Genomic DNA, 13,662 nt, shown 5'->3' on the forward strand with positions numbered 1-13,662 from the left:
GCTCATCGCGGGGGCGCTTCGCGGACGGCGGACGACCACACCCACGTCTTGAACTCGCGGCCCGCGATCGTGAATCGGATGGCGACGGCATGCGCCGTCCAGCTGCACGCCTCGGCGTCGACGAGCAGCGGCGTCTCGCCGAACCGCACCCACGCGCGGACGGGTTTGGGTTGCGGGTCGCGGGTGAAGGCCGCGTGATCGAGCTCGAGTTCTTCTTTGCGGAGGCACTGCAGAGGGCCGGATGTCTCGGCCACTCGCTGCACGATGCGGTCGTCCATGAGCCGGTCGTAATGCGCGGCGTAGCGTCGGCTGGTGCCCATCGAGCCTCCTTTCGGGCACGTCATCGAGACTAGACCGATTCGAACACCTGTTCTATTGTTAACCGCTATGAGCGAAACGACTATCGAGCATGAGTTGACCCTATGGATGGTCAACGACGTTCCGACCCGCATGTTCTACGCCGGGCGGAGGTGGCGGGTGACCGATACGCCGACGCGGCTGCGCGAATCGGTGTGGAGCGTTCCGCTCGAGCACCGGAAGGGGCTGTACGGGTGGCGCTTCCAGGCGACCGACCCCGACGGCGAGACCTATGTGTTCGACGTGCATCGCGGCGAAGACCACTGGCACGTGCACCGGGCGTACGACTGAGCTCCCGGGTCCCGCTGTCGGTGGCCGTCGGTACGTTCCTGATCCATGGCCGAACGGGTGGAGCTGTGGTGGGCGCGCAGACAGTTCTCGCGGGGCGCGGAGGTGCCGTACCCGGTGGGAACGTACCGCGAGGCGTGGGCGGGCTACCCCGCGCTGATCCGGCAGTACCACCCCGATCTGAACGCGGGCATCACCCTCACTCAGATCCCGCCGGCCGCCGACGTGCTCCTGTGCTGGCAGTGCGAAGCCGGCCACCGATTCGCGGCGACGCCCGATGAGCAGCGCAACCGGCCCGGCCGCGTCCGCCGGCGGTCGGCCTGGTGCCCCGACTGCACGGCGCTGGCCGTGCCGCCCCGGGCGGGGGCCCGCGCGAAGAGGCCCGCGCCGGCCGTGTGCGACAAGACGCCACCCCTGCCCGTCGGGGAGGCGTTCGTGTCGCGGTGCGCGCCGAAGCCGGCATCGGCGGCCGAAGCGCGGTTGCGGGCCGAGCTCACCGCCCGCCTCGCGGTCACCCACGGGATGAACGCGGTGAAGGTGGGGCGCCCGTTCTTCCGCCACCGCGAGGTATGGCCCGACATCCTGCTCCCCGAACTGCGGGTCGTGATCGAGTACGACACCCCCGGCAGGCACGGACTGGAGCACGTCGGTCAGCGCGAAGTCGCCGACCGTCGCAAAGACACGCTGCTGCGCGCCTCGGGCTGGGAGGTCGTGCGGGTCCGCACGGGCCGCCTGGAGCCGCTCGGCCCCCACGACCTGCAGCTCGCATCGGTCGGAAAGCGCGGGGTCGAGATGCTCATCGACGTGCTGCGCGACGTGCGTGGGCCGCTGATGGTGGACGCCTACCTCCGGTGAGGCACGGCGCCGGGTCAGATCACCTGGACGGTGACCTCGTCCCAGCCCGTCGCACCGTCGGGCGCGGGGGGAGCCTGGTCGGGGGTCTGCACCTCGCCGTCGACACTCGTGGCGCGGCAGCGGATGGTGTGCGCGCCGGACGAGGCGTCCCACGGCAGGCTCCATTGCACCCAGGTGTCATCCGAGATCGCGGTCGCGAGGGTGGCCTGCTGCCAGGCGCCGTCGTCGACCTGCACCTCGACGCCGGACACGCCCACGTGCTGGTGCCAGGCCACGCCGGCGATCACGCTCGCACCGACCGGGGCGTTTCCCCGCGGCACGTCGATGCGCGACTCGAGCTTGATCGGACCGCGATCCGACCACCCGCGATCGGTCCAGTAGCCGCGTGCATCCGCGAACCGCGTCACCTGCAGCTCGGTCACCCACTTGGTCGCCGACACGTAGCCGTACAGTCCGGGCACGACCATCCGCACGGGGAAGCCGTGCTCGGCGGGAAGGGGCTCGCCGTTCATGCCGACGGCGAGGATCGCATTTCGGTCGTCGGTCAGCGCCTCGATCGGCGTCGAGGCCGTGAACCCGTCGCTCGACCGCGACAGCACCATGTCGGCATCGCTCGTCGGGGCGGCCCGCTTCAGCAGTTCGCGGATCGGATATCCGAGCCACAGCGCATTGCCGATCAGATCACCGCCGACCTCGTTCGACACGCACGTCAGCGTCGTGTAGCTCTCCTCGAGCGGCAGAGCGAGCAGCTCGTCCCACGTGATCGTCACCTCCTGCTCGACCATTCCGTAGATGCGCAGACTCCAGCCGGCCGTGTCGAGCTGCGGCACGATCAGCGCCGTGTCGATCCGGTAGAAGTCGGCATTCGGCGTGATGACGGGCGAGAGCCCCTCCACGTTCAGGCTCGCCGAGGCGGGCACGGCGGGCGCCACGACCGCGGGCGCCGGAAGTCTGAGGGCTGAACGCACCGCCTCGACCGAGCGCGTACCGGCACGCAGTGCCGAGCCGCCGATGGCTGCGAGCACCCCCACCGCGATCGTGCCTCCGCTCCACGCGAGGAAGTTGCGTCGGTCCTCACCCTGGGGCGCGGGCGGGGCATCCGGACGCAGCAGGAACCACAGGACGACGGATGCCGCGACCCCGGCGACCGCCGACGGGACCCACGACAGCAGGCCGGAGTCGGCTCGCGTCATGGCGGCGATCGCCCCCGCGAGACCGACCAGGAGGACGACCGCGCGACCCCAGGGGGGTCGCACCCGCTCGAGGACCCCGGCACCCGCCGCGACCACGAGGAGCACGATGGCGATGCCCACGAGCAGAGCCGCCTTGTCGTTCGTGCCGAAGAGGGCGATCGCGGTATCTTTCGCCCAGGCCGGAGCGAGGTCGATCATCGCGGAGCCGATCGAGGCGAACGGACTGGAGCCGGGGGAGAGGATCGCAGCGGTCAGCTCACCGAGACCCGCGCCCAGGACGACCGCGGCGACGCCGGCGATCGAGCCGGTCACGAGTCGTCGTCGTCCCGTGCGCACGTCGGCGGGACTCGAGCGCACCTCAGTCGGGGTCATCACGCTCTCAGGCTAGGCCGGACGCGTCAGGATGCGGCGGTCGGGACCTCTCGATTCGCCGTGAAACGGGCCGTGCGCAGGGTGCGGCATCCGCTCGAGAAGCGCCCCGACACCCGCCCGGCTTCGGAAACACTCCGGCAACACGCCGCCTACTAGGCTCGTCGCATGGGCGATCTGTTCGATGGGTACGGCTCCACGCTGGCGCCGCGCAAGACGGTCAGCGGCATCCCCGCGTTCGATGAGATGTTCGGCGGGTCCGAGCATCCGGGTGCCCCGGCGCAGTCCCGTGAGGCCTACAAGGAGCTGTACAGCGCGCTCGCGCAGATGACGCAGGAAGAGCTGCGCGGACGCACCGAATCGCTCGCCAGCTCGTATCTCGCCCAGGGTGTCACGTTCGATTTCGCGGGCGAGGAACGCCCGTTCCCGCTCGACGCCGTGCCGCGCGTGATCGCCTATGACGAGTGGGCGCGCGTCGAAGCCGGCGTCAAGCAGCGCGTCCGCGCGCTCGAGGCGTTCCTCGACGACGCCTACGGTCACCAGCACTGCGTACGCGACGGCGTGCTGCCCGCCGGACTGATCGCATCGTCGCAGTACTTCTATCGCCAGGCGGCCGGGATCCACAGCGCCAACGGGGTGCGCATCCAGGTCTCGGGCATCGACCTGATCCGCGACGAGAACGGCGAGATGCGCGTCCTCGAAGACAACGTGCGCGTCCCCAGCGGCGTGAGCTACGTCATCTCGAACCGCCGTGTGATGGCGCAGACCCTGCCCGAGCTCTTCGTCTCGATGCGCGTCCGCCCCGTCGGCGACTATCCCAACAAGCTGCTCGCCGCACTCCGCGCCGCGGCTCCGGCCGGCATCGAGGATCCGAGCGTCGTCGTGCTCACCCCGGGGGTGTTCAACTCCGCCTACTTCGAGCACACGCTGCTCGCGCGACTCATGGGCGTCGAGCTCGTCGAAGGCCGCGATCTGCTCTGCGCGGGCGGCAAGGTCTTCATGCGCACGACGCGCGGGCTCAAGCGCGTCGACGTGATCTACCGCCGGCTCGACGACGACTTCCTCGACCCGCTGCAGTTCCGCGCCGACTCCATGCTCGGCGCCCCCGGCCTCATGCTCGCCGCCCGCCTCGGCAACGTCACGATCGCCAATGCGGTGGGCAACGGCGTCGCCGACGACAAGCTGCTCTACACCTACGTGCCCGATCTCATCCGCTACTACCTCGCCGAAGAGCCCCTCATCAAGAACGTCGACACATGGCGGCTGGAGGACCCGGGCGCGTTGGAGGAGGTCCTCGACCGCCTGCACGAGCTCGTGGTCAAGCCCGTCGACGGGTCGGGTGGGAAGGGCCTGGTCGTGGGGCCGGATGCCTCGCCCGCCGAACTCGACAAGCTGCGCAAGAAGCTCCGCGCCGACCCGCGCGGCTGGATCGCCCAGCCCGTCGTCATGCTCTCGACGATCCCGACGCTGGTCGAGGACGGGATGCGCCCGCGCCACGCCGACCTGCGCCCGTTCGCGGTCAACGACGGCGACGACATCTGGGTGCTGCCCGGTGGACTCACCCGCGTCGCTCTGCCCGAAGGAGAGCTCGTGGTCAACTCCAGCCAGGGCGGCGGATCGAAGGACACCTGGATCGTCGGCGGTGCCGCGCCGGGCAACGTCGAGTACGAGCGCTCGCAGGACATCGCCGAACTCGTCGCCGAGCAGGCCACGCCGACGCAGGCGATCCCGATCATCTACGACGCGCAGCCGCCCGTCACGCACTCCCCGCAGGACCCGGGCGGAGCGCACGAGCAGCAGGAGCAGCAACAGCAGCAGGGGCGGGAGGAGTCCTCATGCTGAGCCGCATCGCCGAGTCGCTCTTCTGGATCGGACGATACGTCGAACGCGCCGACGGCACCGCGCGCATCCTCGACACGCACCTGCAGCTGCTCCTCGAAGACCCGTGGATCGACGAGGACACGGCGTGCCGCTCGCTGCTCAGCGTGATGGGGACGTCCGCACCCGAGGGCCTCGTCAAGGTGCGGCGGGAGGACGTGCTGCAGCTGCTCGCCGTCGATCGCGCCAACGCGGCGGCGATCGCCTACTCGCTGCAGGCGGCCCGCGAGAACGCGCGGCGCGCCCGCGAGATCGTCTCGACCGAGTTGTGGGAAGTGCTCAACACGACATACTCCCGGATGCCGCGCCGACTGCAGACCGACAAGGTGCACGACTTCTTCAAATGGGTGCGGGAGCGCTCGGCACTCGCTGTGGGCATCATGGACTCCTCGACGAGCCGTGACGAGGCGTGGCAGTTCTTCACGCTCGGCCGCAGCATCGAGCGTGCGGACATGACCGCCCGCCTGCTGGCCACACGGTCGCTGACCGAGGCATCCGGTCCTTCCTGGACGACGATCCTGCGATCGTGCGCCGCGTACGAGGCGTACCTGCGCACCTACCGCGGCATGCCGAGCGCGCAGAACGCCGCCGAGTTCCTGCTGCTCGACCGCCTCTTCCCCCGCTCGATCATCTACTCGATCCAGACGGCCGAGGCGTGCATGAGCGCGATCGACCCGCGGGCCGACCGCGTCGGGCACTCCAACACGGTGCTGCGGGCGCTCGGGCGGATCCGCAACGACCTGGAGTACCGCCCGATCGGAGAGATCCTCAGCGAGCTGCCCCTGCACATGGAGCGGGTGCAGACGGTGACCCGTGAGGCATCGGTCGCGATCCGCGACCGCTTCTTCCCGACACTGGCGGAGCCGAGCTGGATCGGAGAGACCTCATGAAGCGCTTGCGCATCGAGCACCAGACGGGCTTCACCTACAAGGGCGACGTCACGGCGTCATACAACGAGGCACGGATGCTGCCGAGCTCGACCGACAGCCAGTTCGTGCTGAGCTCCGCCCTCGAGATCGACCCGACGTCGTCGGTCAACCAGTACGTGGACTACTTCGGCACCCGCGTCGCGTCGTTCGACGTGCTGCAGGCGCACAGCCAGCTGCAGATCACCGCCCGCAGCCTCGTCGAGGTGCGCCCTCGGCCGATCGATCACGTCGAGATCACGTGGGATCGCCTCAAGATGGCGGCCGCCCGCGGCATCTCGACGGTCGAGCAGCTCGGGCAGTCGGCGCGCACCAAGCCGCATCCCGAGGTGGCGGAGCTGGCGCGCTCCATCGCGGCCCAGTACGACCAGCCCGGCGAGGCGGCGCGGGCGATCGCGTCGACGATCGGCGACTCGGTCGAGTACATGTTCGGGGTGACCGGCGTCGGATCCACGGCGCGTGAAGCGTGGGAGGCGCGGAAAGGCGTCTGCCAGGACATCACGCAGATCACCCTGGGCGCCCTCCGCGAGGTCGGCATCCCGGCGCGCTACGTGTCCGGCTACCTGCACCCGAAGGCGAACGCCGCCGTCGGCGAGGCCGTCCGGGGCGAGTCGCACGCGTGGGTCGAGTGGTTCGTGGGGGAGTGGCAGGGCTACGACCCGACGAACAGCAGCGAGATCGGCGATCGCCACGTGCTCGTGGGCCGCGGTCGCGATTACGCCGACGTCCCGCCGCTCCGCGGCGTGTACGCCGGGCCGCACAAGTCGCAGCTGCACGTGAAGGTGACGATCACGCGTGAGGCGTGAGGCGCGCGAGGACGTCGGCTCCGGTCAGAGCGCGGCCACCACGGCGTTGTCGAGCTCGTCGGCGTCGACTCCCGGACGCGCTGCGAGGTTCGTGAGCAGCACGTAGGCGACGCCCGCAGTCGGGTGCACCCAGAACTCGGTGCCCGACCACCCGCCGTGCCCGTAGACGTCGCGATCGATCAGGCCCGGGGCCCGGGTGCGCAGATTCCACGTGAAGCCCCAGTCCTGTCCGCGCTCGGCGGGATACGGATCCATCCGCGGGATGGCGCCCGTGAGCGGCCGCCGCATCATCGCCAGGGTGGCCGGCCGGACGACCGAGCCGCCCGCGCCTCCCGTCTCGTGCGTCCGCAGCAGATCGGTGCCGAGGGCCAGCAGGTCCGCGGCTCGCCCGATCGCGCCCGCGCCCGGATGCCGGAGGCGGGCCATGGCGGCGATGTCGATTCCGGATGCCGCGGCATCCGGAATCTCGTGCGGATGCGCCGACTCGTCCAGTGTCAGGCCGTCCGCGCCGACCGCGGCCGCCCATTCGGCGACACCCTCGTCCCAGGTGCGACCCGTCGCATGCTCGAGGAGCGCGGCGATGCCCTCGAACGCGACCGACGAGTAGCGCGACATCGTGCCCGCCGCGAAGTCCCGACCACCGGCGCGCAGCACGTCGCGCAGCGGCACGGCCGTGTCGAGATGCGGCTCGGGGACGCCCGAGGTGTGGGCGGCGAGATGGCGCAGCCGCACGATGTCGTCGCGGTCCGACCCGAAGCCGTCGATGGCCGAGGACAGCGGCGTCTCCGGCGTCAGCAGCCCGCGTTCGATCGCGCGCGCGGCGGTCAGTCCGACGAGCGTCTTGGTGATCGAGAACAGTCGGTAGTGGTCGTCGATCCTCGCCGCGCGGTCGCCGGTGGCCCCGAACGCGTCGAGGGCGACCGTGCCCTCCGCGGTGGCGATGCCGAGCACCGCCGTGGGCAGCCGTCCGTCGCGCACATGGCGGCGCGCCCAATCGAACGCGGCGGCGTACCCGGTCATCGCGAGGCTCGCGGCTCGTAGCGGGTGGGTGCGTGCGTGCGCGCGACGAGATCGCGGAGCGCCTCCAGCGAGCCCGAGACGAAGCCCATCGCCCGGGCCTGGATCAGCACGTTGCCGAGCGCCGTTGCCTCGACGGGACCGGCGAGCACCGGCAGACCGGCGCGATCCGCCGTCCGCTGGCAGAGCAGCGTGTTCAGGGCCCCGCCGCCGACGATGTGGATCGTCCGCACGTCCACGCCGCCGAGTGTGCCGGCGAGGACCGCGGTGTCGGCGAACGCCTGCGCGAGCGACTCGACGATCGAGCGCGCGTATTCCGCGCGGGTGCGGGGCGGGGCGACGTCGTGCTCGGCGCACCACGCGTCGATGCGCTCCGGCATGTCGCCCGGAGGCAGGAACCGCGGGTCGTTGACGTCGAACACCGCCGCGGGGGCGTCCAGTTCCGCGGCCGAGTCCAGCAGGGTCGGGAGGTCGATCGGGTGTCCTGCGCGCTCCCAGCCGCGGACGGCCTCGCTCAGGATCCAGAGGCCCATCACGTTGTGCAGCAGGCGGACGCGACGGTCCACCCCGCCCTCGTTGGTGAAGTTCGCCGCCAGTGCCGCCGGGGTGAGCACGAGGTGGTCGACCTCGACCCCGACCAGGCCCCATGTGCCGCACGAGATGTAGGCCGCGGCATCCGCCCGCATCGGCACGGCGACGACGGCCGAAGCCGTGTCGTGCGAGCCGACCGCCGTGACCTGCACCTCGCGGGAGGCGCCGAGCGTCGCGGCGACGTCGCCGCGCAGCGCGCCGACACGCTCGCCCGGGGCGATGAGAGGGGGGAGGATGCGGCGCGGCACGCCCAGCGCTGCGATGAGCGCGTCGTCCCACGTGCCGTCGAGGACGCGCAGCAGCCCGGTGGTCGAGGCGTTCGTCTGCTCCGCCCGCGCCTCGCCGGTCAGCCAGTAGCCGATCAGGTCGGGGACGAGGAGCGCCGTGTCGGCGAAGTCGAGCAGCTCGGGCGGCTCGGCCGCGTACTGGTAGAGCGTGTTGAAGGGAAGGAACTGCAGACCGTTCCGTTCGAAGAGCTCGGCGTGCGACATCCGCTCGTGGGTGTTCGCCACGCCCGATGCGGTGCGCGCATCGCGGTAGTGGAACGGCTCTCCGAGCAGGCGCCCGTCGCGCAGCAGGCCGTAGTCGACTGCCCAGGAGTCCACGCCGATGCTCGCCACGGACGGATCGGAGCGGAACGCCTCCCGGAGCCCGTTCGTCACCGAGCCGTACATGCCGACGAGGTTCCAGTGCAGGCCGTCCGCGGTCTGCACCGGCTCGTTCGCGAAGCGCGCGAGCTGCGTCGTCTGGAGGGTGTCCGGCCCGACGCGGCCCACGATCACCCGCCCACTCGTCGCGCCGAGGTCGACCGCCGCGACGGTGCCTGCAGTCCGTCTTCCGGTCATCGCAGGAAGGCCGCGGCGACACCCGAGTCGACCGGGATGTGGAGTCCGGTCGTGCGGGTGAGCTCGGGGCCGGTGAGGACGTAGACCGCATCGGCGACGTTCTCGGGGACGACCTCCCGCTTGAGGATCGTACGGTTCGCGTAGTACTGACCGAGATCCTCTTCCTTCACGCCGTAGGTCGCGGCGCGGTTCGCACCCCAGCCCGCCGCGAAGATGCCCGAGCCGCGGACGACGCCGTCGGGGTTGATGCCGTTGACCTTGATGCCGTGCTCGCCCAGCTCGACCGCGAGCAGGCGCACCTGGTGGGCCTGATCGGCCTTCGTGGCCGAATACGCGATGTTGTTGGGCCCCGCGAACACGGAGTTCTTGGAGGAGATGTAGATGACGTCGCCGCCCATGCCCTGGTCGATCAGCACGCGCGCTGCGGCCTTCGACACCAGGAACGAACCCTTGGCCATCACGTCGTGCTGCAGGTCCCAGTCCTTCTCGGTGGTCTCCAGCAGCGGCTTGGACAGCGAGAGCCCGGCGTTGTTGACGACGAGGTCGACGCCGCCGAACGCGAGCACGGTCGCGTCGATCGCCGCCTGCACCCCCGCGGCGTCGGCGACGTTCGCGGCCACGCCGATCGCGACATCGGTGTTCCCGAGCTCGGCCGCAGCCGCCTGCGCCTTCTCGAGGTCGAGGTCGGCGACGACGACGCACGCGCCCTCTGCCGCGAGCCGGGTGGCGATCGCCTTGCCGATGCCCGACGCCGCGCCCGTCACGAACGCGATGCGCCCCTGGTGGGTCTTGGGCTTCGGCATGCGGCGCAGCTTCGCCTCCTCGAGCGCCCAGTACTCGATGCGGAACTTCTCGGCGTCCGAGATGGGCGTGTAGGTCGAGAGTGCCTCGGCACCGCGCATCACGTTGATCGCGTTGAGGTAGAACTCCCCGGCGACGCGCGCGGTCTGCTTGTTGGCGCCGTAGCTGAACATGCCTACGCCGGGAACGAGCACGATCAGCGGATCCGCCCCGCGCATCGCGGGGCTCTCGGGCGTCGCGTGCGCGTCGTAGTAGGCGGTGTAGTCGGCGCGGTACGCCTCGTGCAGTTCCTTCAGGCGGGAGACGGATGCCTCGATCGATGTGTCGGCCGGGAGGTCGAGCAGCATCGGCTTGACCTTCGTGCGCAGGAAGTGGTCGGGGCAGCTCGTCCCGAGTGCCGCGAGCTCTTCAGCGCGGGCCGATGCGAGGAATTCGAGCACCTCCGGGGCATCGGTGAAGTGACCCACCATGGGCTTGTCGTGCGAAGCGATGCCGCGGATCGTGCCGGCGAGGGCGGCGGCCTTGGCGCGGCGCTCGTCTTCGGGCAGAGGCGCGTAGTCGGCGCGGGCCGGACCGAACGGCTCGGCGGCGCCGTGCTCGGCGATGTAGGCGGCGGCGGTGTCGATGATCCAGAGCGAGTTCGTCTCGGCCTCGGCGGAGGTGTCGCCCCATGCGGTGATGCCGTGTCCGCCGAGGATGCAGCCGATCGCCTGCGGGTTCTCGGACGTGATGGCCGCGATGTCCAGACCGAGCTGGAAGCCGGGCCGGCGCCAGGGCACCCACACCACTTTGTCGCCGAAGATCTTCGTCGTGAGCTCGGGGCCATCCGCCGCCGTGGCGATCGCGATCCCCGAGTCGGGGTGCAGATGGTCGACGTGTGCGGCGTCGACGAGTCCGTGCATGGCCGTGTCGATCGAGGGGGCGGCACCGCCCTTGCCGTGCAGGCAGTAGTCGAACGCCGCGACCATCTCGTCTTCGCGGTCGACGCCCGGGTAGACGTCGACGAGCGCGCGCATCCGGTCGAGGCGGAGCACCGCGAGGCCCCCCTCCGTGAGCGTGCCGAGATCGCCACCAGATCCCTTGACCCACAGCAGCTCGACCGGCTCGCCGGTGACGGGGTCGGTCTCGGTCCCTTTCGCGGACGTGTTGCCGCCGGCGTAGTTGGTGTTCTTCGGGTCGGAGCCGAGGCGGTTGGAGCGCGCGACGAGGTCGGCGACGGTCGGATTCGTCATGAGGGCATTCCTTCAGTGGCGGGGGTGGAAGCAGGAGGGGCGAGGGCGAGGATGCGGGCGGCGAAGCGATCGAGGGACCGGGATGCCGCGGGCTCGTCGGGTCGGTTCAGGTGGCCGTGCATCGTGCCGGGCTCTGTGGAGACGTCGACCTCGCGGCCCGCCTCGGAGAGGGCGCGGGCGAAGGCCTCGCCGGACACGCGCAGCTGGTCGACGTCGCCGTTGATCATGATGGTGGGCGGGAACAGCGCGAGCTGCTCCGCCGAGGCGCCACCGGGGACCGCGAAGACTTCGGGGTTCTGGACGGCACCGCCGAGGTAGTTCTCGTACATTCCGAGCACGGCGGCGGGGCCGAACCGGTCGGCGTCGGGATTCGCGTCGAGCGCCGCGCGAAGCTCAGCATCCGGAGCCGCCTGCACCGCGTGCAGCGTCGGGTAGGCGAGGACCGCGAGGGCGGGTACAGGTCCGCCGTCGTGGATGAGCCGCAGGGTCGCCCCCGCCGCGAGATTGCCGCCGGCGCTGGCGCCGCCGATCGCCCACGGCCCGGAGGCGAGGTGCGCTGCGGGATCGGCTGCGGCGGCCCAGTGGAACGCGGCGGCGACCTCGTCGGAAGGGACGGGGTAGTGCACGCCACCCGTCGCACTCGCACCCGTCGCTTCGGCCCACACCTGGGGCAGCGGCGCGCGCCGGTAGTCGACCGACACGACGACGATTCCGCGCGCAGCCAGCTCTCGGGCGACCCCGTCGGCCTCGGGCATGTCGAGGTCGCCGCCGGCGAAACCGCCGCCGTGCGCCCAGACCAGCCCGGGGCCGGCCGAGGCCTCAGGAAGATAGACGCGCAGCGTCAGCGGGCCGTGCGGTCCGTCGATCTCGCGATCGGACACGTCGACGGTGGCGGTGTCGCTGAGGGGGGTCATGCGGATTCACGCACCCCAGCCGGCCTGGGTGCCGCCCACGCGGTCGGCTTCGATCCTCTGCTGGTAGCCCGATGCGGCGAATGCCGCCATGGGATCCGCCGGGAGACCGCGCGACGCGCGCCACTCGGCCAGCGCCGGGCGCACGTCGGTGTAGAAGGCGTCCATGAAGACGGCATTGGCTGCGAGCACGTCGTTCGCCGACTGCGCGGCCGCCAGTGCGGCGTGGTCGATGAGCAGCGCGCGAGCGGTCATCTCCTGCACGTTGAGCACCGAGCGGATCTGGCCGGGGATCTTCGCCTCGATGTTGTGGCACTGGTCGAGCATGAAGGCGACGTCAGGGTTGTTCAGGCCGCCCCCGCGGATGACCTCGACGAGGATGCGGAACAGCTGGAACGGATCGGCTGCCCCCACGATGAGGTCGTCGTCCGCGTAGAAGCGCGAGTTGAAGTCGAACGAGCCGAGCTTGCCGAGTCGCAGCAGCTGCATGACGATGAACTCGATGTTCGTGCCGGGCGCGTGATGGCCGGTGTCGAGGCACACCATGGCGCGCTCGCCGAGGGTGGCCACCTGCGCGTACGAGGTTCCCCAGTCGGGGACGTCGGTGTGGTAGAACGACGGCTCGAAGAACTTGTACTCGAGTACGAGTCGCTGCTCGCCCGTGAGGCGCTCGTAGATCGAGCGCAGCGAGTCGTTGAGGCGATCCTGGCGGGCGCGCATGTCGGTCTGGCCGGGGTAGTTCGAGCCCTCGGCAAGCCAGATCTTCAGGTCGCGCGAGCCGGTGGCGTCCATGACATCGATGCACTCGAGGTGGTGGTCGACGGCCTTGCGCCGGATCCGGTCATCCTCGTGCGTGAGGGCTCCGAACTTGTAGTCCTCGTCCTGGAAGGTGTTCGAGTTGACGGTACCCAGCGTCACCCCGAGGTCTTCGGCGTGACGACGGAGAGCGCCGAAGTCATCGACCCGGTCCCACGGGATGTGCAGCGCGACGGACGGGGCCAGAGCCGTCACGCGGTTGACCTCCGCGGCATCCGCGATCTTCTCGAACGGGTCACGGGGGGTGCCTTCGGTGGTCCACACGCGGAAGCGCGTGCCGGAGTTGCCGAACGCCCAGGAGGGCAGCTCGATGGCCTGTTTCTGGAGGGTGGATTGGATCTCGGGCGACAGGATGCTCACGATGCGCTGCTTTCGGGGGACTCGGATGCGGTCAGTTGGTCATGGAGATTGAAGACCTCGGTGAGCGGCACGGCGGTCTGATCGACGCGTCCCCCCGCCCCGAGGAAGAAGCCGGCCATCTCGGCCTCCCATCGCGCGGCGACGGCGGATGCGGCGAGGTACGAGCGCGCGGCGTCGTCGTCGTCCGTCTCGTAGTAGCCGAACAGGCGGCCGCCTTCGCCGAGGAAGATCGTGTAGTTCCGGCGCCCGGAGGCGGCGATCTCCGCCAGCATCTCCGGCCACACGGGGCTGTGTCGGGCGATGTACTCCTCGACCAGCTCGGGGCGCACCTCCAGCTGGAACGCGATGCGGGTCATGTCACTCCTGTGTGAGCCCTGCGGGCGGGATGGAACGGCGTCGACGTTCGTGCGCGGCACG

General features: G+C 70.6%; 13 protein-coding genes. 5 read left to right on the top strand and 8 right to left on the bottom strand.

Going from position 1 to position 13,662, the window contains the following annotated elements:
* Positions 1-2 precede the first annotated feature (2 nt).
* Positions 3-320, bottom strand: coding sequence for a hypothetical protein (locus tag ACFM35_RS14790; protein WP_378843400.1), 318 nt, complete (start codon positions 318-320; stop codon positions 3-5).
* A 67-nt stretch (positions 321-387) separates the two neighbouring features.
* On the opposite strand from ACFM35_RS14790, the gene ACFM35_RS14795 reads away from it, so the two are divergent.
* Both ACFM35_RS14795 and ACFM35_RS14800 read left to right on the top strand, forming a co-directional pair.
* Positions 388-648 carry a hypothetical protein gene (locus tag ACFM35_RS14795; RefSeq protein WP_378843402.1) on the top strand — a complete coding sequence of 87 codons (261 nt, stop codon included), beginning with the start codon at positions 388-390 and terminating at the stop codon, positions 646-648.
* 45 nt (positions 649-693) lie between these two features.
* Positions 694-1,500, top strand: a complete 807-nt coding sequence (locus ACFM35_RS14800; protein WP_378843404.1) for a zinc-ribbon domain-containing protein — start codon at positions 694-696, stop codon at positions 1,498-1,500.
* 14 nt (positions 1,501-1,514) lie between these two features.
* On the opposite strand, the gene ACFM35_RS14805 is transcribed toward ACFM35_RS14800, so the two are convergent.
* A complete protein-coding gene (locus tag ACFM35_RS14805; protein ID WP_378843622.1) occupies positions 1,515-3,065 on the bottom strand; it encodes a molybdopterin-dependent oxidoreductase in 1,551 nt (516 codons plus the stop codon).
* 165 nt (positions 3,066-3,230) lie between these two features.
* Between ACFM35_RS14805 and ACFM35_RS14810 the strand changes: the two genes are divergently transcribed.
* The 3 genes from ACFM35_RS14810 to ACFM35_RS14820 are packed head-to-tail and all read left to right on the top strand — an operon-like array spanning position 3,231 to position 6,672.
* Complete coding sequence (locus tag ACFM35_RS14810; RefSeq protein ID WP_378843406.1) at positions 3,231-4,904, top strand: circularly permuted type 2 ATP-grasp protein; 1,674 nt, start codon at positions 3,231-3,233, stop codon at positions 4,902-4,904.
* Complete coding sequence (locus ACFM35_RS14815; RefSeq protein ID WP_378843408.1) at positions 4,898-5,830, top strand: alpha-E domain-containing protein; 933 nt, start codon at positions 4,898-4,900, stop codon at positions 5,828-5,830. Before ACFM35_RS14810 ends, ACFM35_RS14815 begins: the two co-directional genes overlap by 7 nt.
* On the top strand, positions 5,827-6,672 hold the full coding sequence (locus ACFM35_RS14820; protein ID WP_378843410.1) for a transglutaminase family protein: 846 nt from the start codon (positions 5,827-5,829) through the stop codon (positions 6,670-6,672). The genes ACFM35_RS14815 and ACFM35_RS14820 overlap by 4 nt, the downstream gene beginning before the upstream one ends.
* 24 nt (positions 6,673-6,696) lie before the next feature.
* On the opposite strand, the gene ACFM35_RS14825 is transcribed toward ACFM35_RS14820, so the two are convergent.
* From ACFM35_RS14825 to ACFM35_RS14850, 6 genes are read right to left on the bottom strand one after another with little or no spacing between them, the layout of a single operon-like run.
* Positions 6,697-7,692 carry a serine hydrolase domain-containing protein gene (locus ACFM35_RS14825; RefSeq protein ID WP_378843412.1) on the bottom strand — a complete coding sequence of 332 codons (996 nt, stop codon included), beginning with the start codon at positions 7,690-7,692 and terminating at the stop codon, positions 6,697-6,699.
* Positions 7,689-9,125 (bottom strand): rhamnulokinase, encoded by a 1,437-nt coding sequence (locus ACFM35_RS14830; protein WP_378843414.1) that lies wholly within the window; start codon positions 9,123-9,125, stop codon positions 7,689-7,691. The genes ACFM35_RS14825 and ACFM35_RS14830 overlap by 4 nt, the downstream gene beginning before the upstream one ends.
* Positions 9,122-11,158: a bifunctional aldolase/short-chain dehydrogenase gene (locus ACFM35_RS14835; protein ID WP_378843416.1), complete on the bottom strand. Its 2,037-nt coding sequence runs from the start codon at positions 11,156-11,158 to the stop codon at positions 9,122-9,124. Before ACFM35_RS14835 ends, ACFM35_RS14830 begins: the two co-directional genes overlap by 4 nt.
* The gene (locus ACFM35_RS14840; RefSeq protein ID WP_378843418.1) at positions 11,155-12,072 is read right to left on the bottom strand and encodes an alpha/beta hydrolase fold domain-containing protein; all 918 of its coding nucleotides are present in this window, start codon (positions 12,070-12,072) and stop codon (positions 11,155-11,157) included. Before ACFM35_RS14840 ends, ACFM35_RS14835 begins: the two co-directional genes overlap by 4 nt.
* 6 nt (positions 12,073-12,078) lie before the next feature.
* On the bottom strand, positions 12,079-13,245 hold the full coding sequence (gene rhaI / locus ACFM35_RS14845) for an L-rhamnose isomerase (protein WP_378843421.1): 1,167 nt from the start codon (positions 13,243-13,245) through the stop codon (positions 12,079-12,081).
* On the bottom strand, positions 13,242-13,601 hold the full coding sequence (locus tag ACFM35_RS14850) for an L-rhamnose mutarotase (RefSeq protein WP_378843423.1): 360 nt from the start codon (positions 13,599-13,601) through the stop codon (positions 13,242-13,244). The genes rhaI and ACFM35_RS14850 overlap by 4 nt, the downstream gene beginning before the upstream one ends.
* Between the last annotated feature and the right edge of the window lie 61 nt (positions 13,602-13,662).

Source organism: Microbacterium songi, assembly GCF_042747925.1.
Classification (GTDB): domain Bacteria; phylum Actinomycetota; class Actinomycetes; order Actinomycetales; family Microbacteriaceae; genus Microbacterium.